Origin of the sequence: Oceanobacter sp. 3_MG-2023 (assembly GCF_030688925.1) — a bacterium.
Classification (GTDB): domain Bacteria; phylum Pseudomonadota; class Gammaproteobacteria; order Pseudomonadales; family Oceanobacteraceae; genus Oceanobacter.
Map to the genome: position 1 here is coordinate 46,342 of NZ_JAUYVX010000016.1, position 20,573 is coordinate 66,914.

The 20,573-nt window shown below is 55.9% G+C and carries 29 protein-coding genes; 24 read left to right on the forward strand and 5 right to left on the reverse strand.

What is annotated here, in order from left to right; genetic code table 11:
- Nucleotides 1-3 precede the first annotated feature (3 nt).
- The 6 genes from moaB to Q8W32_RS14455 all read left to right on the forward strand — a co-directional run bounded on the left by moaB (nucleotide 4) and on the right by Q8W32_RS14455 (nucleotide 3,264).
- Entirely contained in the window at nucleotides 4-549 is a 546-nt protein-coding gene (gene moaB / locus Q8W32_RS14430) for a molybdenum cofactor biosynthesis protein B (protein WP_303434671.1), read from the forward strand.
- A gap of 21 nt (nucleotides 550-570) precedes the next feature.
- Nucleotides 571-1,086: a cyclic pyranopterin monophosphate synthase MoaC gene (moaC, locus tag Q8W32_RS14435; protein ID WP_370693692.1), complete on the forward strand. Its 516-nt coding sequence runs from the start codon at nucleotides 571-573 to the stop codon at nucleotides 1,084-1,086.
- Nucleotides 1,083-1,334 (forward strand): MoaD/ThiS family protein, encoded by a 252-nt coding sequence (locus Q8W32_RS14440; protein ID WP_303434673.1) that lies wholly within the window; start codon nucleotides 1,083-1,085, stop codon nucleotides 1,332-1,334. The genes moaC and Q8W32_RS14440 overlap by 4 nt, the downstream gene beginning before the upstream one ends.
- Nucleotide 1,335: 1 nt before the next feature.
- Entirely contained in the window at nucleotides 1,336-1,833 is a 498-nt protein-coding gene (moaE, locus tag Q8W32_RS14445) for a molybdopterin synthase catalytic subunit MoaE (RefSeq protein WP_303434674.1), read from the forward strand.
- Between the two features lie 75 nt (nucleotides 1,834-1,908).
- Complete coding sequence (locus Q8W32_RS14450) at nucleotides 1,909-2,370, forward strand: isoprenylcysteine carboxylmethyltransferase family protein (protein ID WP_303434675.1); 462 nt, start codon at nucleotides 1,909-1,911, stop codon at nucleotides 2,368-2,370.
- 75 nt (nucleotides 2,371-2,445) lie between these two features.
- Complete coding sequence (locus Q8W32_RS14455; RefSeq protein ID WP_303434676.1) at nucleotides 2,446-3,264, forward strand: class III extradiol ring-cleavage dioxygenase; 819 nt, start codon at nucleotides 2,446-2,448, stop codon at nucleotides 3,262-3,264.
- Nucleotides 3,265-3,270: 6 nt separating this feature from the next.
- Here the strand turns inward: Q8W32_RS14455 and Q8W32_RS14460 are convergent, their stop codons facing one another.
- Both Q8W32_RS14460 and Q8W32_RS14465 read right to left on the reverse strand, forming a co-directional pair.
- Nucleotides 3,271-4,386, reverse strand: a complete 1,116-nt coding sequence (locus tag Q8W32_RS14460; RefSeq protein ID WP_303434677.1) for a PilT/PilU family type 4a pilus ATPase — start codon at nucleotides 4,384-4,386, stop codon at nucleotides 3,271-3,273.
- 34 nt (nucleotides 4,387-4,420) lie between these two features.
- Nucleotides 4,421-5,455 (reverse strand): type IV pilus twitching motility protein PilT, encoded by a 1,035-nt coding sequence (locus Q8W32_RS14465; protein ID WP_303434678.1) that lies wholly within the window; start codon nucleotides 5,453-5,455, stop codon nucleotides 4,421-4,423.
- Nucleotides 5,456-5,604: 149 nt separating this feature from the next.
- On the opposite strand from Q8W32_RS14465, the gene Q8W32_RS14470 reads away from it, so the two are divergent.
- The 18 genes from Q8W32_RS14470 to hemW all read left to right on the forward strand — a co-directional run bounded on the left by Q8W32_RS14470 (nucleotide 5,605) and on the right by hemW (nucleotide 18,547).
- Nucleotides 5,605-6,348 carry a YggS family pyridoxal phosphate-dependent enzyme gene (locus Q8W32_RS14470; RefSeq protein WP_305415463.1) on the forward strand — a complete coding sequence of 248 codons (744 nt, stop codon included), beginning with the start codon at nucleotides 5,605-5,607 and terminating at the stop codon, nucleotides 6,346-6,348.
- On the forward strand, nucleotides 6,345-7,163 hold the full coding sequence (proC, locus tag Q8W32_RS14475) for a pyrroline-5-carboxylate reductase (RefSeq protein WP_305415464.1): 819 nt from the start codon (nucleotides 6,345-6,347) through the stop codon (nucleotides 7,161-7,163). The genes Q8W32_RS14470 and proC overlap by 4 nt, the downstream gene beginning before the upstream one ends.
- 88 nt (nucleotides 7,164-7,251) lie before the next feature.
- Nucleotides 7,252-7,842 (forward strand): YggT family protein, encoded by a 591-nt coding sequence (locus Q8W32_RS14480; protein WP_303434681.1) that lies wholly within the window; start codon nucleotides 7,252-7,254, stop codon nucleotides 7,840-7,842.
- Between the two features lie 192 nt (nucleotides 7,843-8,034).
- Complete coding sequence (gene ubiE, locus Q8W32_RS14485; RefSeq protein ID WP_303434682.1) at nucleotides 8,035-8,796, forward strand: bifunctional demethylmenaquinone methyltransferase/2-methoxy-6-polyprenyl-1,4-benzoquinol methylase UbiE; 762 nt, start codon at nucleotides 8,035-8,037, stop codon at nucleotides 8,794-8,796.
- On the forward strand, nucleotides 8,796-9,458 hold the full coding sequence (locus tag Q8W32_RS14490; protein ID WP_303434683.1) for an SCP2 domain-containing protein: 663 nt from the start codon (nucleotides 8,796-8,798) through the stop codon (nucleotides 9,456-9,458). Before ubiE ends, Q8W32_RS14490 begins: the two co-directional genes overlap by 1 nt.
- 3 nt (nucleotides 9,459-9,461) lie before the next feature.
- On the forward strand, nucleotides 9,462-11,099 hold the full coding sequence (gene ubiB, locus Q8W32_RS14495) for a ubiquinone biosynthesis regulatory protein kinase UbiB (RefSeq protein WP_303434684.1): 1,638 nt from the start codon (nucleotides 9,462-9,464) through the stop codon (nucleotides 11,097-11,099).
- 127 nt (nucleotides 11,100-11,226) lie between these two features.
- A complete protein-coding gene (gene hisI, locus Q8W32_RS14500; protein WP_303434685.1) occupies nucleotides 11,227-11,610 on the forward strand; it encodes a phosphoribosyl-AMP cyclohydrolase in 384 nt (127 codons plus the stop codon).
- 41 nt (nucleotides 11,611-11,651) lie between these two features.
- Nucleotides 11,652-11,984, forward strand: coding sequence for a phosphoribosyl-ATP diphosphatase (locus Q8W32_RS14505; protein ID WP_303434686.1), 333 nt, complete (start codon nucleotides 11,652-11,654; stop codon nucleotides 11,982-11,984).
- A 36-nt stretch (nucleotides 11,985-12,020) separates the two neighbouring features.
- A complete protein-coding gene (locus Q8W32_RS14510) occupies nucleotides 12,021-12,353 on the forward strand; it encodes a histidine triad nucleotide-binding protein (RefSeq protein WP_303434687.1) in 333 nt (110 codons plus the stop codon).
- A gap of 21 nt (nucleotides 12,354-12,374) precedes the next feature.
- On the forward strand, nucleotides 12,375-12,629 hold the full coding sequence (gene tatA, locus Q8W32_RS14515) for a Sec-independent protein translocase subunit TatA (RefSeq protein WP_305415465.1): 255 nt from the start codon (nucleotides 12,375-12,377) through the stop codon (nucleotides 12,627-12,629).
- Complete coding sequence (tatB, locus tag Q8W32_RS14520) at nucleotides 12,629-13,084, forward strand: Sec-independent protein translocase protein TatB (RefSeq protein ID WP_305415466.1); 456 nt, start codon at nucleotides 12,629-12,631, stop codon at nucleotides 13,082-13,084. The genes tatA and tatB overlap by 1 nt, the downstream gene beginning before the upstream one ends.
- Nucleotides 13,081-13,842 (forward strand): twin-arginine translocase subunit TatC, encoded by a 762-nt coding sequence (gene tatC, locus Q8W32_RS14525; RefSeq protein ID WP_305415467.1) that lies wholly within the window; start codon nucleotides 13,081-13,083, stop codon nucleotides 13,840-13,842. The genes tatB and tatC overlap by 4 nt, the downstream gene beginning before the upstream one ends.
- Nucleotides 13,843-13,906: 64 nt before the next feature.
- Entirely contained in the window at nucleotides 13,907-15,061 is a 1,155-nt protein-coding gene (locus tag Q8W32_RS14530) for a homoserine O-acetyltransferase (protein WP_303434691.1), read from the forward strand.
- 20 nt (nucleotides 15,062-15,081) lie between these two features.
- Nucleotides 15,082-15,678, forward strand: coding sequence for a methionine biosynthesis protein MetW (gene metW / locus Q8W32_RS14535; protein WP_305415494.1), 597 nt, complete (start codon nucleotides 15,082-15,084; stop codon nucleotides 15,676-15,678).
- Nucleotides 15,678-16,124, forward strand: a complete 447-nt coding sequence (locus tag Q8W32_RS14540) for a DUF4426 domain-containing protein (protein ID WP_303434692.1) — start codon at nucleotides 15,678-15,680, stop codon at nucleotides 16,122-16,124. The genes metW and Q8W32_RS14540 overlap by 1 nt, the downstream gene beginning before the upstream one ends.
- An 87-nt stretch (nucleotides 16,125-16,211) precedes the next feature.
- A complete protein-coding gene (gene rdgB, locus Q8W32_RS14545) occupies nucleotides 16,212-16,820 on the forward strand; it encodes an RdgB/HAM1 family non-canonical purine NTP pyrophosphatase (protein WP_303434693.1) in 609 nt (202 codons plus the stop codon).
- 96 nt (nucleotides 16,821-16,916) lie between these two features.
- On the forward strand, nucleotides 16,917-17,399 hold the full coding sequence (locus Q8W32_RS14550; RefSeq protein ID WP_305415468.1) for a hypothetical protein: 483 nt from the start codon (nucleotides 16,917-16,919) through the stop codon (nucleotides 17,397-17,399).
- A 2-nt stretch (nucleotides 17,400-17,401) separates the two neighbouring features.
- The gene (gene hemW / locus Q8W32_RS14555; RefSeq protein ID WP_305415469.1) at nucleotides 17,402-18,547 is read left to right on the forward strand and encodes a radical SAM family heme chaperone HemW; all 1,146 of its coding nucleotides are present in this window, start codon (nucleotides 17,402-17,404) and stop codon (nucleotides 18,545-18,547) included.
- Between the two features lie 84 nt (nucleotides 18,548-18,631).
- Here hemW and Q8W32_RS14560 read toward each other — a convergent pair whose 3' ends face one another.
- The 3 genes from Q8W32_RS14560 to rutD are packed head-to-tail and all read right to left on the reverse strand — an operon-like array spanning nucleotide 18,632 to nucleotide 20,564.
- Nucleotides 18,632-19,153, reverse strand: coding sequence for a flavin reductase (locus Q8W32_RS14560; protein ID WP_303434696.1), 522 nt, complete (start codon nucleotides 19,151-19,153; stop codon nucleotides 18,632-18,634).
- A gap of 11 nt (nucleotides 19,154-19,164) precedes the next feature.
- Complete coding sequence (locus Q8W32_RS14565) at nucleotides 19,165-19,755, reverse strand: malonic semialdehyde reductase (RefSeq protein WP_303434697.1); 591 nt, start codon at nucleotides 19,753-19,755, stop codon at nucleotides 19,165-19,167.
- Between the two features lie 11 nt (nucleotides 19,756-19,766).
- Nucleotides 19,767-20,564: a pyrimidine utilization protein D gene (gene rutD / locus Q8W32_RS14570; RefSeq protein WP_305415470.1), complete on the reverse strand. Its 798-nt coding sequence runs from the start codon at nucleotides 20,562-20,564 to the stop codon at nucleotides 19,767-19,769.
- Nucleotides 20,565-20,573 lie beyond the last annotated feature (9 nt).

The window sequence follows — 20,573 nt, forward strand, 5'->3', positions numbered from 1 at the left end:
CTGATGTCCAAGACTTTTACCGATCAATTCATGCCGCTGAACATTGCCGTACTAACGGTTTCCGACAGTCGTACCGAGGAAAACGACACCAGCGGCAAACTGTTAATCGACAAACTGACCGATGCCGGCCACCAGCTGGCCGACAAACGCATTGTCGTTGATGACAAATACCTGCTGCGGGCCACTGTCTCTAACTGGATAGCCGACGCCACCACCCAGGTGGTACTGATTACCGGTGGCACCGGCTTCACCGAACGCGACACCACACCAGATGCCATGATTCCGCTGTTTGACCAGACCATCGATGGCTTTGGTGAACTGTTCCGCCATATTTCCTATCAGCAAATCGGCACCTCCACCATTCAGAGCCGGGCCGTTGCCGGATTGGCCAACAGCACCCTGATTTTCTGTATGCCGGGTTCCACCAATGCCTGTCGTACCGCCTGGGACGAGATTATTGCCAGCCAGCTGGACAGCCGTTTCAAGCCCTGCAACTTTGTCTTGCGCCTGAAAAACACCGCCAACCAGCTGTGTGACAGCCGCGGCTGATACATACGAGGCTATTTATCCATGTCTGAACCCAACGAAATAACCGGGTTTTCCCACGTCAACGCCCGTGGCGAAGCCAATATGGTCGACGTCAGCAACAAACAGCCAACCGTCCGGGAAGCCCGGGCCGAAGGTTTTGTCACCATGCAGGCGGCTACCCTGGAACAAATTCTGGCCGGGGATCACCACAAGGGCGACGTCTTTGCTGTTGCCCGTATCGCCGGGATTCAGGCGGCCAAACAGACCAGCCAGCTGATTCCGCTTTGTCATCCGCTGATGCTGAGCAAGGTAGCCGTTGATTTCGCCCCCCAGCCAGAACAAAACCGCATTCGCATTACCAGCTACTGCAAACTCACGGGTCAAACCGGCGTCGAGATGGAAGCCCTTACCGCCGTCAGTGTCGCCGCCCTGACCCTGTTTGATATGTGCAAGGCCGTCGACCCCGGTATGACGCTCGGTGGCATCCGGGTGCTGGAAAAACTCGGAGGCAAAACCGGTCACTGGCAGGTTGATGCCCCCCAGGAGGTATCACCATGATTCAGGTATTACTGTTTGCCCGCTTGCGAGACCAGCTTGGTACCGGAGCGATCAATCTGACACTGGCAGCACCAACCACCGTGCAGGCCATGCGCCTGGCGCTGCAACAGCAGTTTACCGAGCACGCGGACTCCCTCGCAGCCGGACAGGCTCTGGTCGCCATCAACCAGTCGCTTTGTAATGATGAAACCATGGTGATCAACAGCGGCGATGAGGTCGCCTTGTTTCCGCCCATGACGGGAGGTTGATATGGATGATATCCGGGTACAGCGTGATGATTTTTCCGTTGCCGACGAATATCAGCAGCTCTGTCAGGACAATCGCGATGATGGTGCCGTGGTCTTTTTTGTCGGCCGGGTCAGAGAACAGAATCAGGGTGACACCATCTCACGTCTGTTTCTGGAACATTATCCCGGCATGACTGAGCGCGCTCTGGCCGACATCGTTGCCGCCGCCAGGAAACGCTGGTCACTGGGCCGGGTGCGGCTGATTCATCGTATCGGTGCGCTCGATATTGAAGACCAGATTATCTTTATCGGAGTCTCCAGTGGCCATCGCCAAAACGCCTTTGATGCGGCGGCGTATATCATGGACTTTCTCAAAAGCCAAGCCCCGTTCTGGAAAAAGGAGACCTTGATCGGGCCAACAGGCGAGACGCTGTCGGAGCGTTGGGTCGACACTCGCAGCAGCGACACGCAAGCCCGACAGAAGTGGGATAACCCTGCCACGCCGGATTCGTTACCATAGCCAGACACGTACAGCCGTGACAACACACTGCGGTCAGTCTGACGCACCCTTGATCCGACCAAAAGGACAATACGTTTGAAACGACTGGAACTCATGATACCCCCGCCACTGGTAGCCATTATTTTTGCCGCCGCCATGTGGCTGATATCCCCTAACCTGCCAACACTGAGCCAGCTTGGACTGATGGACAAGATTCTGGTGGGTTGCTGTGTGGGGGCCGGGCTGGGACTGGACCTGATCGCACTGATCAGTTTTATCCGTCGACGCACCACCATCAACCCGATGAAACCGGAAAACACCGCGTTCCTGGTAACCTCCGGTATCTATCGCCATACCCGTAACCCCATGTACGTTGGCCTGTTACTGAACCTTGCGGGCTGGGCTATTTACCTGACTCATGTACTGCCCCTGTTGCTGTTACCGGTGTTTGTCTATTACCTCAACCGCTTCCAGATCGAGCCGGAAGAGCAACGCTTGGCCGAACATTTTGGAACAGAGTTCACCAGCTATCGGGATACTGTCCCACGCTGGCTGTGAGTAAACTGACAAGTCTTTCGGGCAACTGCTTTCGCACTACCCGCTTTTCCTCAGAATTACTCGCTGGAGCTCACTATGTCGTCGCCACTAACCATGCCCACGGTTTTTATTCCTCATGGCGGAGGCCCGTGGCCTTTTGTGGATCTGGGCGGGCAATTTGGTGACAACGAAATGCAGGCACTGCGCCAGTTCCTGCGACACTACCCTGCCACCCTGCCACAACGACCCAAGGCCTTGCTGGTCATTTCAGCGCACTGGGAAGCACCGGTTATCACCCTGGCAACCGCACCCCATCCGCCCATGCTGTATGACTATTACAATTTTCCACCCGCGTCCTATCATATCCAATGGCCCGCTCCCGGCGCCCCACAACTGGCACCACGGGTCGCCGAACTGCTTCATCAGGCTGGCTTTGCCACCGATAGCGATGATCAGCGCGGTTACGACCACGGCACCTTTGTGCCACTGAAAGTGATGTTCCCGGAAGCAGATATTCCGGTACTGCAGATGTCGATGCTGGGCAGCCTGAATCCGGCCCATCACATCCAGATTGGCAAGGCATTACAGCCATTGCGGGATGAAGGTGTACTGATTATTGGCAGTGGCATGTCGTTTCACAACCTGCGCCAGCTGTGCACCCCAACCAGCCAGCAACTGTCCCGGCCATTTGATGAATGGTTGCAGGAAATTGCCCTGCAAGCGCCCACCGAACGGGAACGCAAACTGGCCGACTGGGTATCGGCTCCCAACGCCCGGCTGGTGCATCCACGGGAAGAGCATCTGCTGCCGATGATGGTGATTGCCGGAGCCGCTGGCCAGGACCCTGGCCACATTGTTTATAACGGCTGTTTTGGTGGTGCCTGGATATCCGCTATCGAATACAGCCGGGCATGACATGCGTTAGTTTTCGAGTTTGAAGCTTTTGCTCATACCGGTCAGATGCTCGGCATCACTTTCGGATGCCAGCTTGATCATCAAGCGCAGATCGTTGGCAGAGTCCGCATGGGCCAGCGCATCTTCGTAAGTAATCTCGCCTTGTTCATACAAGTGGTACAAGGCCTGATCGAAGGTTTGCATCCCCGCTTCGGTGGATTTTCTCATCAAAGGCTTAAGGGCATGAACTTCGCCCTTGCGAATCAGGTCCGATGCCAACGGTGTATTGATCAGCACCTCAATGACCGCCCGACGTGAACGACCATCCGGCGTTGGAATCAGTTGCTGGGCAATAATCGCCTTCAGATTAAGTGACAAATCCATCCACACCTGCCCGTGCCGCTCCGGTGGGAAAAAGTGAATCACCCGTTCCAGTGCCTGGTTGGCGTTGTTGGCGTGTAGCGTGGCCAGACACAAGTGCCCGGTCTCGGCAAAGGTCACCGCATTTTCCATAATTTCCGGCGAGCGTACCTCACCAATCATAATCACGTCCGGGGCCTGCCTCAGGCAGTTCCGCAATGCCACTTCAAAGCTTTCGGTATCCAGACCCACTTCACGCTGGGTGATGATGCAGCCGTCATGCTGATGAATATATTCAATCGGGTCTTCAATACTGAGAATATGACCCTTGCTGTTATGGTTGCGAAAACCAATCATCGACGCCAACGAGGTGGACTTGCCCGTACCGGTCGCCCCCACAAACAGAATCAGACCCCGTTTGGTCATCGCCAGCTCTTTGATAATCTCGGGCAAACCGAGCTGATCAACACTGGGAATCCGGGTCTCGATACGCCGCAACACCATACCGGCGACGTTACGCTGATAAAATGCACTGGCCCGGAACCGCCCGATTCCTCGAGCGTTGATCGCAAAGTTGAGTTCCTTGGTACTTTCAAACTCATCCTGTTGCTTGCTGTTCATCAAACCCAGAACAATATCCCGGGTCTGTTCAGCGGCTAACGGCGATTTGCTCAGTGGCAAAATCTGTCCGTTGACCTTCATCGATGGGGCAACACCGGCTGTAATAAACAGATCCGACGCGCCTTTATCGACCATCAAACGTAAAAACTTGTCCATCGACATAACAGCTTACTCCATGTCGTCACAATACTCCGGACTAGAAAGCATCCGGGTTTTTGGCTTTTTCCTGCGCAGCTTCACGAGAAATCAGGCCACGTGACAGCAAGGTTTTGAGCGACTGGTCCATGGTCACCATGCCGTAGGACGCCCCGGTCTGAATGGCCGAGTACATTTGTGCGACTTTATCTTCCCGGATCAGGTTACGAATCGCCGGTGTACCAATCATGATTTCATGGGACGCAACCCGGCCGCCGCCGGTGCGTTTTAACAGCGCCTGGGAAATAACCCCTTGCAGGGATTCCGACAACATCGACCGCACCATGGATTTTTCTTCCGCGGGAAACACGTCGACGATCCGGTCAATGGTTTTGGCAGCCGAGGTGGTGTGCAGCGTACCAAACACCACGTGGCCGGTTTCGGCAGCGGTCAATGCCAGCCGGATGGTTTCCAGATCTCGCATCTCACCCACCAGAATCACGTCCGGGTCTTCCCGCAACGCCGAACGCAGGGATTCGTTAAAGCCCAGGGTATCGCGGTGAACTTCACGCTGGTTGATCAGGCTTTTTTTCGATTCGTGAACAAATTCAATCGGGTCTTCAATGGTCAGAATATGGTCGTGCTTGGTTTCATTGATGTAATCAATCATGGCTGCCAGGGTCGTCGACTTACCGGAACCGGTCGGGCCAGTCACCAGTACAATGCCACGGGGGATTCTGGCCAGATCCTTGAACACTTCGCCCATACCAAGCTGGTCCATGTTCAGAACCTTGGACGGAATCGTCCGGAATACCGCACCGGCACCCCGGTTCTGGTTAAAAGCGTTGACCCGGAAGCGGGCGACCCCTGGCACTTCAAACGAAAAGTCGGTTTCGAGAAATTCCTCGAAATCTTTACGTTGCTTGTCATTCATGATGTCGTACACCAGCGAGTGCACTTCTTTATGTTCCAGTGCCGGTACATTGATCCGGCGTACATCACCATCAACACGAATCATCGGCGGCAAGCCTGCCGACAAATGCAAATCCGAAGCACCTTGCTTGGCACTAAAAGCCAGCAATTCGGTAATATCCATCGCCTGTTTTCCTCTGTAGGCACAACATTTTATTCGTACAGCTGATATCTGAGCCAGGTGATGGCATGGATCAACCTTTTATACGATCATCATATACCAGAGCGTGTAATGCTCTGCACGACCACTCAATCCTAACCAAAGCGTAACTAATGTCTACAACACTTGCCGAACACTACCAGAGCGTCTGCGACCGCATCCGGCAGGCCTGCCAGAACAGCGGCCGGATACCCGAAGAGGTCAGCTTACTGGCCGTCAGTAAAACCAAACCCGCCAGTATGGTCGAAAGCTGTTACCAGCTGGGTCAGCGTCGCTTTGGCGAAAACTATCTGCAGGATGCGGTCGAGAAGATCACCGCACTGGCTGGTCTGAGCGATATCGAGTGGCATTTTATCGGACCATTACAATCCAACAAGACCCGCGCAGTAGCCGAACACTTCCAGTGGATGGAAACCCTGGATCGCGACAAGATCGCCCAGCGTCTGAACGAACAGCGGCCACCCCATTTGCCACCCCTGAATGTTCTGATTCAGGTGAATATCAGCGCCGAACCACAAAAGGCCGGCCTGCCCCCCGCAGACATCACCCGTCTGGCGGCTATGATAAACTCATTACCCCGGTTACAACTGCGCGGGCTGATGTGCATTCCGCAAGCCAGTGAAGATGAGGCTGTTGTGGTCGCACAGTTCCAGCAAATGCGACATCTGTTTGAAGCCTTGCAACAGCAGTACCCCGGCGTCGACACACTGTCGATGGGCATGTCGAACGACCTGGAGCTGGCCATACGCCATGGCGCTACCCAGGTACGAATCGGCACAGATATTTTTGGCGCACGTCCCGGACAGCAGAGCCACTCTGATACGGACGGCCACGACAAACACGAGGATTCCCTATGACGCATATCGCATTTATTGGTGGCGGTAATATGGCCACCGCCATTATCGGCGGCTTGTTACGCCAGGGCGACCTGTCAGCCCAGATGATTCAGGTCAGCGACCCCGGTGAAGACAAGCGCCAGGCACTGGCCAGCCAATTTGGCATCCAGACTTTTGCCGACAACCTGGAAGCCATTCGCAACACCAATACCGTGATTCTGGCGGTCAAGCCGCAAATGATGAAAAGCGTGCTGGAGCCATTGCGGGAAACCCTCAAGGCACGCCAGCCACTGGTCGTATCCATCGCTGCCGGTATCACCCTGGAGAACCTGGCACAGTGGAGCGGTTGCTCTGCCATTGTCCGCTGCATGCCCAATACCCCGGCATTACTCAGTGCCGGCGCGACCGGCCTGATGGCCAGCCCCGGCGTCAGTATCGACCAGCGTAATGGTGCCGACCGGCTGCTGCAGGCCACCGGCACCACCGTCTGGCTGAAAGACGAGCAGGAACTCGACATCGTAACGGCACTCTCAGGCAGTGGCCCGGCCTATTACTTCCTGTTGATGGAAGCCATGATCGCGGCCGGAACCCGACTCGGTCTGAGTGAAGACACCGCTCGCGCCCTGACCGTCCAAACGGCACTCGGCGCTGGCATGATGGCCTCACAATCCGATGTTGGCCCAGATGAATTACGTCGCCGGGTTACATCTCCCAAAGGCACCACGGAACAAGCGGTTTTGACCTTTGAAGAAGCCGGGATTCGTGACATTGTTCAGGCAGCCATGTCCGCAGCCCAGAACCGTGCGGCAGCAATGAACCGGGAACTCAGCGAATAGCATCGGCATACCCTGTGGGATGTCGCCAGCCAGCTGACTTTCTGATCCAGAACACACAGCGTTTTTTTAAGCTATAAACGGAGTAATCATGTCTCCCCTGTCACAAGTTGGAATGCTGTTGGTGAACACCATCGGCAGCATGGTATTGCTGATTTTCTTGCTGCGCTTCTTGCTGCAGCTGGTACGGGCGGATTTTTATAATCCGATTTCCCAATTCATTCTGCGTTTTTCCAATCCGCTACTGGTGCCGCTGCGTCGGGTCATTCCCGGTTTTGGTGGCTTGGACATTGCCTCACTGGTGCTGACCTATCTTGCCCAGCTGCTGTTAATGGTCGCCATTCTGATGATTGCCGGTCAATTTATGCTGCCATGGGGTTATCTGCTGGTATGGGCGCTGATTGGTGTGCTGTCACTCTGGCTCAATATCTACTTCTGGGGCTTGCTGATTACCGTCATCGCCTCCTGGGTAGCTCCCAACAGCTACAACCCGGCGTTGATTCTGATCAACCAGATTCTGGAACCCGCCATTCGTCCAATCCGTAATGCCATGCCCGACCTGGGTGGCCTGGACCTGTCGCCGATTATCGCTTTCCTGTTGATCCAGGTACTCGAAATCATGGTTATTGGCCAACTGGCCACACTCTCCAGTATGCCAACAGGCATCGCCATCGGCATATAATGCCAACCATGTGGCATGGGCAACGATTGCCCATGCCATCCTCCCGCACAATCGCCACCGGCTTTCCTCCGGCCTGCAAATCCAGAACCTGCTCCCGCCTTGATTTACCCGTCGGCATACGACAAACAGGCACAGCGCAAGACATTCGCCGCGCGCATGGCTAAAATGACCGACCACATTTGGAGGTGCCTAATGTCGCAACAACCGCCGGATCAAAAAACCACTCATTTTGGCTACAAAACCGTCGCTACTGACGAGAAACAGGCAATGGTTGCCGATGTCTTTCACTCGGTCGCCGCCAAGTACGATCTGATGAACGACCTGATGTCGTTCGGAGTGCATCGTTTGTGGAAACGCATCACCATCGAAATGAGCGGTGTTCGCCCAGGCAATCAGGTACTCGACCTGGCCGGGGGCACTGGCGACCTGACCAAGAAATTCGCCCGTATTGTTGGCCCTCAAGGCAAGGTAGTACTGGCCGACATCAATTCCTCCATGCTGAATGTCGGCCGCGACCGTCTGACCGATCAGGGTTACGTTGGCAATATCGAGTACGTCCAGGCCAATGCCGAATGCCTGCCATTCGAAGACAACAGTTTTGATGTGGTGACGATTGCCTTTGGCTTGCGGAATGTCACCGACAAGGATGGCGCACTGGCGTCCATCACCCGGGTACTCAAGCCTGGCGGTCGCCTGCTGGTGCTGGAGTTTTCCAAGCCCACCAACCCCTTGATGAGCAAGGCCTACGACCTCTACTCATTCTCGGCACTGCCGTTTATGGGCAAACTGGTGACCAACGATGCCGACAGCTATCGTTACCTGGCCGAATCCATCCGCATGCACCCGGATCAGGAAACCCTCAAAGGCATGATGGAAAACGCCGGACTGGTACGTTGTTCCTACCATAACCTCACCAGCGGCGTGGTCGCCTTGCACCGGGGAATCAAACCCTGATGTTTTCTCTGCCAGCAGAACTGACCCATGCCCTGTGTTTGCCATGGGAAGCGGCAATCAATCACGCCTTGCGCTACGATCCTGCCACTCTGCAACAGTTGGGCCGCTATAACGGCCGACTGGTGCATATTCGTCTGGTGGCGACCGGAACCCTGTCGCTGCGTATTCTCGACCAGGGCATCGAACTGGGGCTGTCCCAACAGGACCCTGACGAGCTGGCCATGGCGGATGTCACCCTCACAGGTACCTTGCCCGACTTTATCAGCCTTGCCCGTGCCAACAACAAGGCCAGTGTACTGATGTCAGGCGCTGTCGCCATCGAAGGTGACACCGAACTGGCCATGGCACTCAGCCGCCTGATGGATCAACTCGATATCGACTGGGAAGCCATGATCAGCCCGGCCACCGGAGGCCTGATAGCCCACCAGATCGGCGCAGGCCTGCGGGGCCTGATGAGTTGGGGGCAAGCCACCGCCAAAACCATGTCCACCGCCGCCCGGGACTACGCAGTGGAAGAAGCCGGATTACTGGTCTCCCAGACTGAAATGGATCAGGTTGCCGACCAGATCGACCAACTCAAGCTAGCAACCGACCGCCTGGCCGCTCGCATCCAGTTATTGGAAGCGAGCCGTTCGACGCAACCAGGTAAGGGAGAGAAATAAATCGTGTCCCGACTCTGGCGTTTATGGAAAATCCTGTTTGTTTTCAGCAAGTACCGCCTCGATGGCCTGATTCCGCTGCAGCATCTGCCGTTCAGTTTGAGGATTCTGCTGTGGATAGCACCCTGGCGTCTGAGTCCGGTACCGCCCAACCTCAGTCGTGGTGCCCGCTTGCGACTGGCGCTGGAAGCACTGGGACCGATTTTCATCAAGTTTGGCCAGATCCTCTCGACCCGGCCCGATCTTGTGCCCGACGATATGGTGCAGGAACTGAAACGCCTGCAAGACAAGGTGCCGCCCTTTCCGGAAGATCAGGCCATCGCCTTGATCGAAGCCCAGCTGGGCCAGTCCGTCGAGCAGCTGTTTGCCGAATTCTCTCCGACGCCATTGGCCTCGGCTTCCATTGCCCAGGTACACACCGCCCGCCTGTTTGATGGCAAGGACGTGGTAGTCAAGGTGGTTCGTCCCAACATCGAACATACGATAGAACGGGATTTACAGCTGCTCGAAACCATGGCAAAACTGGCCGTAACCTATTCTGCCGACGCCCGCCGCCTGAAGCCGATGGAAGTGGTGGAAGATTACCGCCACACCATTTACGGCGAGCTGAACCTGCAGATTGAAGCCTCCAACGCCACGCAGTTGCGCCGCAACTTTGCCGACTCCGACGATCTCTATATTCCGGAAGTGTACTGGGATTACACCCGCACCAGCGTGATGGTCAGTGAACGTATTTACGGTATTCCGGTGGCCAATATCGATGAGCTGCGGGCCCAGGGCACCAATATGAAGTTGCTCGCCGAACGCGGCGTTGAGATCTTCTTTACCCAGGTATTCCGCGACAGCTTTTTCCATGCCGATATGCACCCCGGTAATATTTTTGTCTCCCGCGAGCACCCCGAATCGCCACAATACATCGGTATCGACTGCGGCATCGTCGGTAGCCTGACCGACGAAGACCAGCATTATCTGGCCATGAACCTGCTGGCCTTTTTTAATCAGGACTATTATCAGGTTGCCCAGTTACACGTCGATTCTGGCTGGGTACCCGCGACCACCAAGGTGCATGACCTGGCCGCGGCCATTCGCAGTGTCTGCGAACCCATCTTTGAAAAACCACTGGCGGAGATTTCCTTTGGCCAGGTACTGATCCAGCTGTTCAGCACCGCTCGCCGCTTCAATATGGAAGTACAGCCCCAACTGGTACTGCTACAAAAAACCCTGCTCAATATCGAAGGGCTGGGTCGTCAACTGTATCCCGAGCTGGATTTGTGGAGCACCGCCAAGCCCTACCTGGAGCGCTGGGTGCGTGACCGTTTTGGCCCCAAGGCGGCGTTTCAGGAACTCAAGCGGCAACTGCCGACCTGGATCGAAAAAGCCCCGAAAATGCCAGGGCTGCTGCATGGTGCGCTCACTCGCATCAACCATATGGACGAAAACCAGCAGCAGTTGCAACGCGAAATCACCGCCCTGCGTCAGGCACTGGAATATCAGAACCAGCAAAAACGCCATCATATTCTGGCCAGTCTGATGACCGTCGGCGGCCTGTTTCTGTGGTGGCAAGCCTTTGCACTGGGCATCACCGACGCCCTTGGTATCAGCATCAGCTTGCTAGGGTTGTTATGGATATTACTCAAGGCCTGACGACCGTAACCGCTTGCGGTATGCTCACAGCCCGGATAACACCACCGCGCCAGTCACCACACCATTGGCGGCACCGTTTGAATTTTCGACACGGCTTCAGCGTGTCGACCAGCAGGTAATACGCAACATGAACAGCAACTGGCTAGATGCCGTAAAATGGGATGACAAGGGTCTGGTACCCGCCATCGCCCAGGATTACAAAACCGGTCGCATCCTGATGATGGCCTGGATGAATCGCGAAGCCCTCGCTCTGACCATTGAGGAAAATCGCGCCATTTATTACTCTCGCTCACGCCAGAAGCTGTGGCGCAAAGGCGAAGAATCGGGCCATATCCAGCCCTTGCATGAAGTCCGCCTCGACTGCGATGCCGATGTCATTGTGTTACAGGTCGAACAATTAGGCGGCATTGCCTGTCACACCGGCCGCGAAAGCTGCTTTTATCAAGTGTGGCAGGACGGCGAATGGGTCGCGGTTGACCCGGTATTAAAAGATCCGCAAGAAATCTACTAGATCGGGTCTGATCTTCCATAATTCACAGAGCTGTTATAAAAATGAGTGATATTCTCTCCTCCCTGGGTGACATCCTCGACGAACGCAAAGGCGCGTCGGCAGATTCCTCTTACGTGGCCAGTCTGTACACCAAGGGCCTGAACAAGATTCTGGAAAAAGTGGGCGAAGAAGCCACCGAAACCATTATCGCCGCCAAGGACGCCGAACGCAGTGGTGATAACCAGGACGTTATCTACGAAACCGCCGACCTCTGGTTTCACAGCCTGGTAGCGCTGGCGCATCTGGGTGAACGCCCGGAAGCCGTGATTAACGAACTGGCCCGTCGCTTCAATATGTCCGGGCTGGAAGAAAAAGCGTCACGCGGCGACCAGTAACCCCGCTGCCATACGTTTATCCGTAAGGACATCAAGATGACTGACTGTATTTTTTGCAAAATAGTGGCAGGCGAGATTCCGGCCAACAAGGTCTACGAAGACGATGATTTTCTGGCGTTCCACGATATTGCCCCCAAGGCAGAGACTCACTTGCTGGTGATTCCCAAACGCCATATCGTCAATCTCAACGACCTCAACGACACAGACAGCGCCTTGATGGGCAAATTGATGCTGACTATTCCGCGTATTGCCGCCACCCAGAACCTGACCGGCTATCGCACCATCACCAATACCGGTGTCGAAGGCGGACAAGAAGTATTTCATATGCATTTTCATATTCTGGGCGGCTCTGCGCTGCCCGGATTCTGAGCACTCAACGAGGACACACTTATGCTTGGCGGTATCAGCATCTGGCAATTGGTTATCATCCTGGTCATCGTGATCGTGATTTTTGGCACCAAGAAACTGCGCAATATGGGCGGTGATCTTGGCGGAGCCATCAAAAACTTCAAAAGTGCAATGAACGAAGGCGCCGACAAGGACGACGACGCTGCCGCCCCGACCAAACCCAAACCGCTGATGTCTGACCAGTCTGGCAGCGTGGAAAAAGATGCTGACTTCAGCGAGCAGAAAGACAAGCACTGATGTTTGATATCGGCTTTCTGGAGCTTGTGGTTGTCGGCGTCCTTGGTTTGTTGGTGCTTGGCCCGGAGCGTCTGCCCAAGGCAGCCCGTACCGTTGGCCTGATGATTGGCCGTGTGCGCCGTACCATGAGTGGCTTCCAGGATGAACTGGAGCGCCAGGTACGGGCCGATGAACTGCGGGAAAAACTCAAGGACCCCTACGCCACGTTTCTCGATGACGACGACCGTCGGCCAGCCGCCGTGCGGGACAACGCAAAGGGTACAGACCACGGCCAGCCCCCTGCGGCAGAACCGGCGACCGCAGCAGCAACCACAGCCAGACCAGCCATCGACAGCCGGGAAGCCGTTTCACCGGCAGACATCGACCCGGAATACCCGTCTGGTACCGGCGACCAACCCCGTATATTGCCCGATATACCGACACCACCTGCCAAGGACATCAAGCCCGAATCATGAGCCAGGATCAGGAACAACCCCTTATTGCCCATCTGGTCGAACTGCGCAACCGCTTGCTGAAGTCGGTGCTGGTGGTATTGGCACTGTTTCTTGGCATGTTCTATTTTGCCAACGACCTGTATCTGATACTGGTTCAGCCGCTCTCGGTCCTGCTCCCTGAAACCCAGGGACAAATGATCGCCATCGGCGTTGCCTCACCCTTTCTGGTGCCGTTCAAGCTGACACTGGTACTGGCGGTACTGATCGCCATGCCCTTTATGCTGCACCAGCTCTGGGGGTTTATCTCACCGGGCCTGTATCAAAATGAAAAGCGCTTTGCCGTACCGCTGTTGCTGTCCAGCACCATCCTGTTTTACACCGGCATTCTGTTTGCCTACTACGTGGTCCTGCCGCTGGCGTTTGGTTTTTTCACCATGGCCGGGCCGGATGGCATTTCGTTTATGCCCGACATCGCCAACGTACTCGATTTTATTCTGAAGATCTTTTTTGCCTTTGGTTTCGCCTTCGAGATACCCGTGGCCACCTTTCTGATGGTCTTGAGCGGCATCACCACCGTTGCCTCCCTGAGTGAAAAACGGCCGTATATTTTCCTTGGCTGTTTTGTTGTCGGCATGCTGGTGACACCTCCCGACATTATCTCTCAAACCATTCTGGCGCTGCCCATGTACGCCCTGTTTGAAGGGGGAATACTGGCCGCTCGCCTGATCCGCCAACCCGTCGATGAAGACGAGCCGCAGGACGCCACAGACACCCTGTGATTCCCCGCGATTACTGCTACACTCGCCTTTTACCCAGCTTCTATACTCCAGGAATACGCCCACCATGCCGGAAGTTATCCCTGACGATTCCGTCGGTCTGGTTACTCCCCAGCAATTTCATTCCGATGTACCACTGACACTTCGTAGTGGTCGCGTGCTGCCAGAATACGACCTCGTTTATGAAACCTACGGCGAACTCAACGCCGAACGTTCCAACGCCATACTGCTGTGTCATGCCCTCAGCGGCGACCATCATGCTGCCGGTTATCATCATATGGATGATGCCAAACCCGGCTGGTGGGACAACGCCATCGGGCCGGGCAAACCGATCGATACCAGCCAGTTTTTTATTGTTTCACTGAACAATCTGGGTGGCTGCTCCGGTTCCACCGGCCCTGTCAGCCCAAACCCGGAAACCGGCAAGCCCTATGGCCCCGACTTCCCGATTGTTGCCGTGCGTGACTGGGTTGCCAGTCAGGCGCAACTGGCCGACCATCTGGGAATCCAGCAATGGGCTGCCGTTGTCGGTGGCAGCCTCGGCGGCATGCAGGTTATCCGCTGGTCGATTCAATTCCCGGAACGGTTACGTCACGCCGTAGTGATTGCCTCAGCCTCCAAACTGTCGGCACAGAACATTGCCTTTAACGAAGTCGCCCGTCAGGCCATTGCCAAAGACCCGGACTTCCACGACGGCAACTATCTGGAACACAACACCATTCCCAAGGTCGGCCTCACCCAGGCGCGGATGCTGGGCCATCTGACCTATCTGTCGGATGACGCCATGCGGCAGAAATTTGGTCGCGAGCTACGGGAAGGCAAGCTGAACTACAGCTTCAGCCCAGAGTTTCAGGTCGAAAGTTACCTGCATTACCAGGGCGAGAAATTCAGCACCCGCTTTGATGCCAACACCTATATGTTGATGACCAAGGCCCTCGACTACTTCGACCCCGCCGGCGATTACGATAACGACCTGGTCAAATGCCTGAGTCAGGCGCACTGCCACTTCCTGGTCGTCTCCTTTACCAGCGACTGGCGTTTTGCCCCGGAGCGCTCCGAAGAAATCGTCAACGCCCTGATCGAAGCCGACAAGAACGTCAGCTACGCCTGCATTGATTCCGACGGTGGCCACGATGCCTTCCTGCTGCCCAGCGCCCGCTACCACCAGGTCCTCCGCGCCTATATGGGCCGCATTGCCAACGACGTGGAGAAACACTCATGAGTCAGACATCTTTGGCCAACCTGCGAGCCGATCTGTCCATTATCCAGCAGTGGGTGCAACCCAACAGTCAGGTACTGGATCTCGGTTGTGGCGAAGGCCAACTGTTACACTACCTGCAAGAGCACAAAAACGTGCGAGGTTATGGGCTGGAGATCAACCCGGACAATATCTCCGCCTGCATTGCCAATGGCATCAACGTGATCGAGCAGGACCTGAACGAAGGCTTGAGTAATTACAAAAACAACAGCATCGATACCGTCATCATGACCCAGGCGTTACAAGCGGTTGAACGGCCCGATGCCCTGCTCGACGAAATGCTGCGCATCGGTGATGAAGCCATTGTCACCTTCCCCAATTTTGGCCACTGGCGCACCCGGCTATACCTGGCGCTCAAGGGCCGGATGCCAATGTCGGAAACCTTGCCCCATGCCTGGTACAACACCCCCAATATTCACCTGTGTACCGTGGCCGACTTTGAAGCACTGTGTGCGGAAAAACACATTCGGATTCTCCGTAAAACCGTGCTGGATGATCACCACCAGGAACACTGGTCGATCAACTTCTGGCCTGCACTGTTAGGAGAAATTGCCATCTATCACCTGACCCGGAGACGCTGATGAAAGCACTACTAACCACCTGTCTGATGCTATTGAGCCTGACGGCCCTGGCCGATCGCGGTGAACAAAAAAAGGTATTTGGCGACTATGAAGTCCACTACATCGGCCTGACCAGCAGCTTCCTCAGTGAAGACGTGGCCAGCGCCTATGGCATAGAACGCTCGCGCAGCTTGGGATTCCTCAGTATTTCGGTACTGAACAATCCCGGCGATGACGTCCTGCCCAAGCCAGTGACAGCACAGATTCAAGGCACGTTAAAAAACCTGATCGGCCAGGAAAACGAACTGCAGTTCAAGGAAATCAAGGAAACCAACGCCGTCTATTACATTGCGACGTTCCGCTTTGATGAAGAAGAAACCTATCGAATCCGGCTCGACGTTGCCCCCGATGGCATCAACAAGCACTTCGATGTCCGTTTCAGCCAACGTTTTTACGAAGAAGAATAATCCACCCGTGTCGCCAGCAGCACACCGGGTAACGCCAACGCGGCCCGGTATGCCCGGACACCTTGCGATGCGCCATAAGGCTCTGCTATGAAAATCGTTCTCGCCAGCGGCAACGCTGGCAAATTACGGGAATTTTCCCAGCTGTTCGACAGCCACTTTGCCGACCGCCACATCACTCTTATCCCCCAGAGTGACCTTGGTGTCAGCGACGCGGACGAAACCGGCCTCAGCTTTGTCGAAAACGCCATTCTCAAAGCCCGCCACGCCGCCACCATCACCGGCTTGCCCGCCTTGGCCGACGACTCCGGTCTCGAAGTAGACGCCCTGCAAGGGCAGCCAGGTATCTATTCCGCCCGGTTTGCCAGCATGAATCAGGCAGGTAGCGGCGATCACGACAACAATCACCTGCTATTACAACGCCTGGCCGACGTTCCGGCAGCACAGCGCACGGCACGATTCCAATGTGTACTGGTCTACATGCGCCATGGAGAAGATCCGACCCCCCAAGTCTTTCAAGGCCACTGGGAAGGCACCATATTAACCTCGCCATCCGGCAGCAACGGCTTTGGTTACGATCCCCTGTTTTATGTCGCGGCGGAGCAATGTGCCGCGGCGGATCTCGACAAGGCCCGTAAGAATGCCCTGTCACACCGGGGCCAGGCCATGCAGCAACTGCTGCAACGCTGGCAACCCTGACTATTATTGTTTTACCCCGTCACACTCTGTTGTTATGCGGTGAGGGGTTTTCTGCACACCATGTGGTGCATTGTTAATCGAGAAAAGGAGCACATCGTGGAAATACTTGAGCAGTTACAGCAAAAGATCACCCAGACCATTCAAACCCTGGAAAACCTGCAACTGGAAAACCTGCAACTGCAGGAAGACCTGGAACAAACCCAGCAAGCTCTGGCCGCTGCCGAGCAAAAAAATACCGAATTGATGCAACAGAACGATGAACTGGACAAGGAGCAAACCCGCCTTTCCCACCAGCAACACCAAATGGAAGCCCAGGTTCAGGCCTTGCTGCAGACTCTTGATGTCGCGGTTGCAGAACTGCTGCCCGCCAAAGAAGACGAGGCAGTAGACGACGAAAACGCCAGTGAACACTCCGATGGCGAACACGCAGGTGAAGGTGAAGGTGAACACGAAGGTGGCCATGAACAGGGTCATGACGGTGAGCACCACGAGCACCATGAAGGTGAACATCACGGTGAGCACCACGAGCATCATGAAGGTGAACACCACGGCGAGCACCACGACAACAACTGGAACTGAGCATGCGCCAGCTGCCGCCACTCAGTCTGTACATCCATGTGCCCTGGTGCATTCGCAAATGTCCGTACTGCGACTTCAACTCGCACACAGCCAGCACCGAATTACCGGAAACAGACTATGTGGCAGCGCTGTTAAATGACCTCGACAGCGAGCTGGAACACCGCCATGGGCGTGTCATCCAGACCATTTTTATTGGTGGAGGCACCCCCAGCCTGTTATCGGCGCAGGCTTACGCCAGCTTGTTCAACGGCTTGCGCCAACGGCTAACGTTTGCCGACGATATCGAAATCACGCTGGAAGCCAACCCTGGCACCTTCGAAGCCGACCGTTTTGCCGCCTACCGTGCACTCGGCATCAACCGCCTGTCGATGGGCATCCAGAGCTTTAACGACCTGCACTTGCAGAAACTCGGCCGCATCCACGACAGCGACCAGGCCAAAGCCGCCATCACGGCTGCCCGGACTGCCGGGTTCGACAACCTCAACCTCGACCTGATGCATGGCCTTCCCGGACAGTCGTTAGCCGACGCCATGGACGACCTCAACACCGCCCTGAGCTTTGACCCGCCACATCTCTCCTGGTATCAGCTCACCATCGAACCCAACACCGAATTTTACAAACGCCCGCCAGTGCTGCCCGAAGACGATACCCTCTGGGATATTCAGGACGCCGGCCAACAACGCCTGGCCGACGCCGGATTTGCCCACTATGAAATTTCCGCCTTTGCCCAACCCGGCAAACAGGCGCGGCATAACCTCAACTACTGGCAGTTTGGCGACTACCTCGGCATTGGTGCCGGTGCGCACGGCAAAGTCAGCTGGCTCGACAGCCGGGGCCAGATCCACAGCGCCCGGCGCTGGAAAACCCGCCAGCCCAGTGATTACCTCAACCCCGACAAGCCATTCCTTGCCGGTAGCCAGCCAATTGCCGCCCACGACATGGGGCTGGAATGCCTGATGAATGCCCTGCGCCTGCGCCAGGGCATCAGCGTCGCATGCTTTGAGCAACGTACCGGCCAAACACTGGCCAGCGTTGCCGACCCCATCGCCAAAGCCAAAGCCATGGGGCTGCTGGAAGTAGGACAAGACATCCGGGCCACCGAACGCGGCCAACAGTACCTGAATGAATTACTGGGGTTATTTCTCTAGGACTCGTCCGTGGCGCGTGTCCTGTTCATACGGACAACCGCAGAGAACATCCCCACGGTTATGGCCGTATTGCGTATCCGCGCTTTAACCCAACGGTGTGGCGTTGCAATAACCACGCTGGAAATAAATCAGGCCATCGCCACTTTCCTGCTGGCGAATACCGACAATCTCACAGATCAGGATATCGTGACTGCCAGCGGCAACACGGTTGCTGATGCGGCAGTCAAAGTTGACCAGCGCACCGTCCAGCATTGGTGAGCCGGTAACGTCGGTGCTCCACTGCGCTGCCGCAAAACGTTCGGCCATGGGGGATTTGCCACCAAAGGTATTCGACAACGCCTGTTGATCGGCGCTCAGGGTATTCACACACAAGTAATCGCTGTCGCGAAATGCCGGGTAGACCGAGGCATTGCGGTTCAGGCATACCAGCAAGCTGGCGGGTTCATCCGAAACACTGCACACCGCGGTTGCGGTAAAACCCGCACGGCCATCCGGGCCTTCGGTGGTCACGACGTTAACGGCGGCAGCCAATATCGACATGGCGCTACGGAATACGTCGCGGCTAACAGTCTGCGGCGCGGTTTCTGGGGTTTTGACGGCCAACATAGCAGGCTCCTTCAGGAAAACAGACAGGCTTTGGAAAGGTCCAGACGCGGCAGACGGTCGTAGACCTTGCTGCTGTCGCCGTAGCCCAGGTTGATCAACAGGTTCGACTTCCACTGACCGTCACTGAAAAACTCCTGATCCAGGGCGGCGTTATCAAAGCCGGACATCGGCCCGGTATCCAGACCCAGGCTGCGGGCGGCAAACACCAGGTAGGCCGCTTGCATCGAGCTGTTACGGAAAGCGGTTTCGTAAATCAGTTCTGGCGTGCCGGTAAACCAGCTGCGGGCGTCACCATGGGGAAAGAGTGCTGGCAGCTCGTCGTAGAATTCGCTGTCGTAAGCAACAATGACGGTAACGGGCGCGGTCATGGTTTTGTCGAGGTTGCCGGATGACAGGCAAGGTTTCAGACGCTCCTTGCCTGCTGCGGTACGGACAAACACAAAACGTGCCGGGCTGCAGTTGGCAGAGGTCGGGCCCATTTTGACCAGGTCGTACAGCTGCTCCAGCAGGCTGTCTGGCACAGGCTGGTCTTGCCAGCCGTTGTGGCTGCGGGCTTCAGTAAACAATTGCGCCAGAGCGCCGGAATCAAGTGGTTCGTTCATAAAGCCCTCGCTCAGGCCGCTGGAGTAGTAGGTGCAACACTGTGAATAAAATCGGCCAGCGTTGTATTAATGGTCTCGGCGCAGGTGATGCTGGAAGCATGGCCGCCGTAATCAAAGACTTTCAGAGTGGCGTTGGGCAGTACCCGTTGCAGCTCCTGGGAGCAGGTCCAGGGCACCAGCGAATCATCACTGTTGGCGAGCAGTAAAGTGGGCTGTTCAACCTTGGACAAGGCTTCTCCCGGGTTAAACGTCAGCAGCGCCTGAATGCGTCGTAGCAGATTCTCGACCGGAGGAAACCCTGCCAGCTGTTTGCATTCTTCCACTTCCAGATGCTCGATATGTTCGGCAATCCAGGTCGGCGGATAAAGAAACAGCGCCTGGGCTTCGATATAGGCAGCAGCACCGGCACCCGCCAACAGCTGCTTGCGTACCGAGAAGCAGCGAGCGGTGTGAGGACTGGCCTTGGCCCAGGCGTTCATCAGCGTCAGGCTTTTGAGTCCGGGGGCTTTTTGCAGTGCCAGTTCCAGACCAACCAAACCGCCCAGCGCATGCCCCACCAGATGGTAGTCGCCAATGTGATACTCGGCTAACAGGCGTTGCAGCTCATTGGCCATATCGCCAATTGCGTAACCTTCAGGCAATTCGGCCGGGCTATGCCCGGTGCCGAGTTGATCATAGAGGACAATGCGGAAGTCTTTGCCCAGGCTGCTCAGCTGCGGTGCCCAAAAATGGGCAGCGCCACCTAGCCCCGAGCTGAAAACCAGCGTCGGGGCATCGGCGTCTTGCCGGCCATGAATTTCAATATGCATGACATTGCT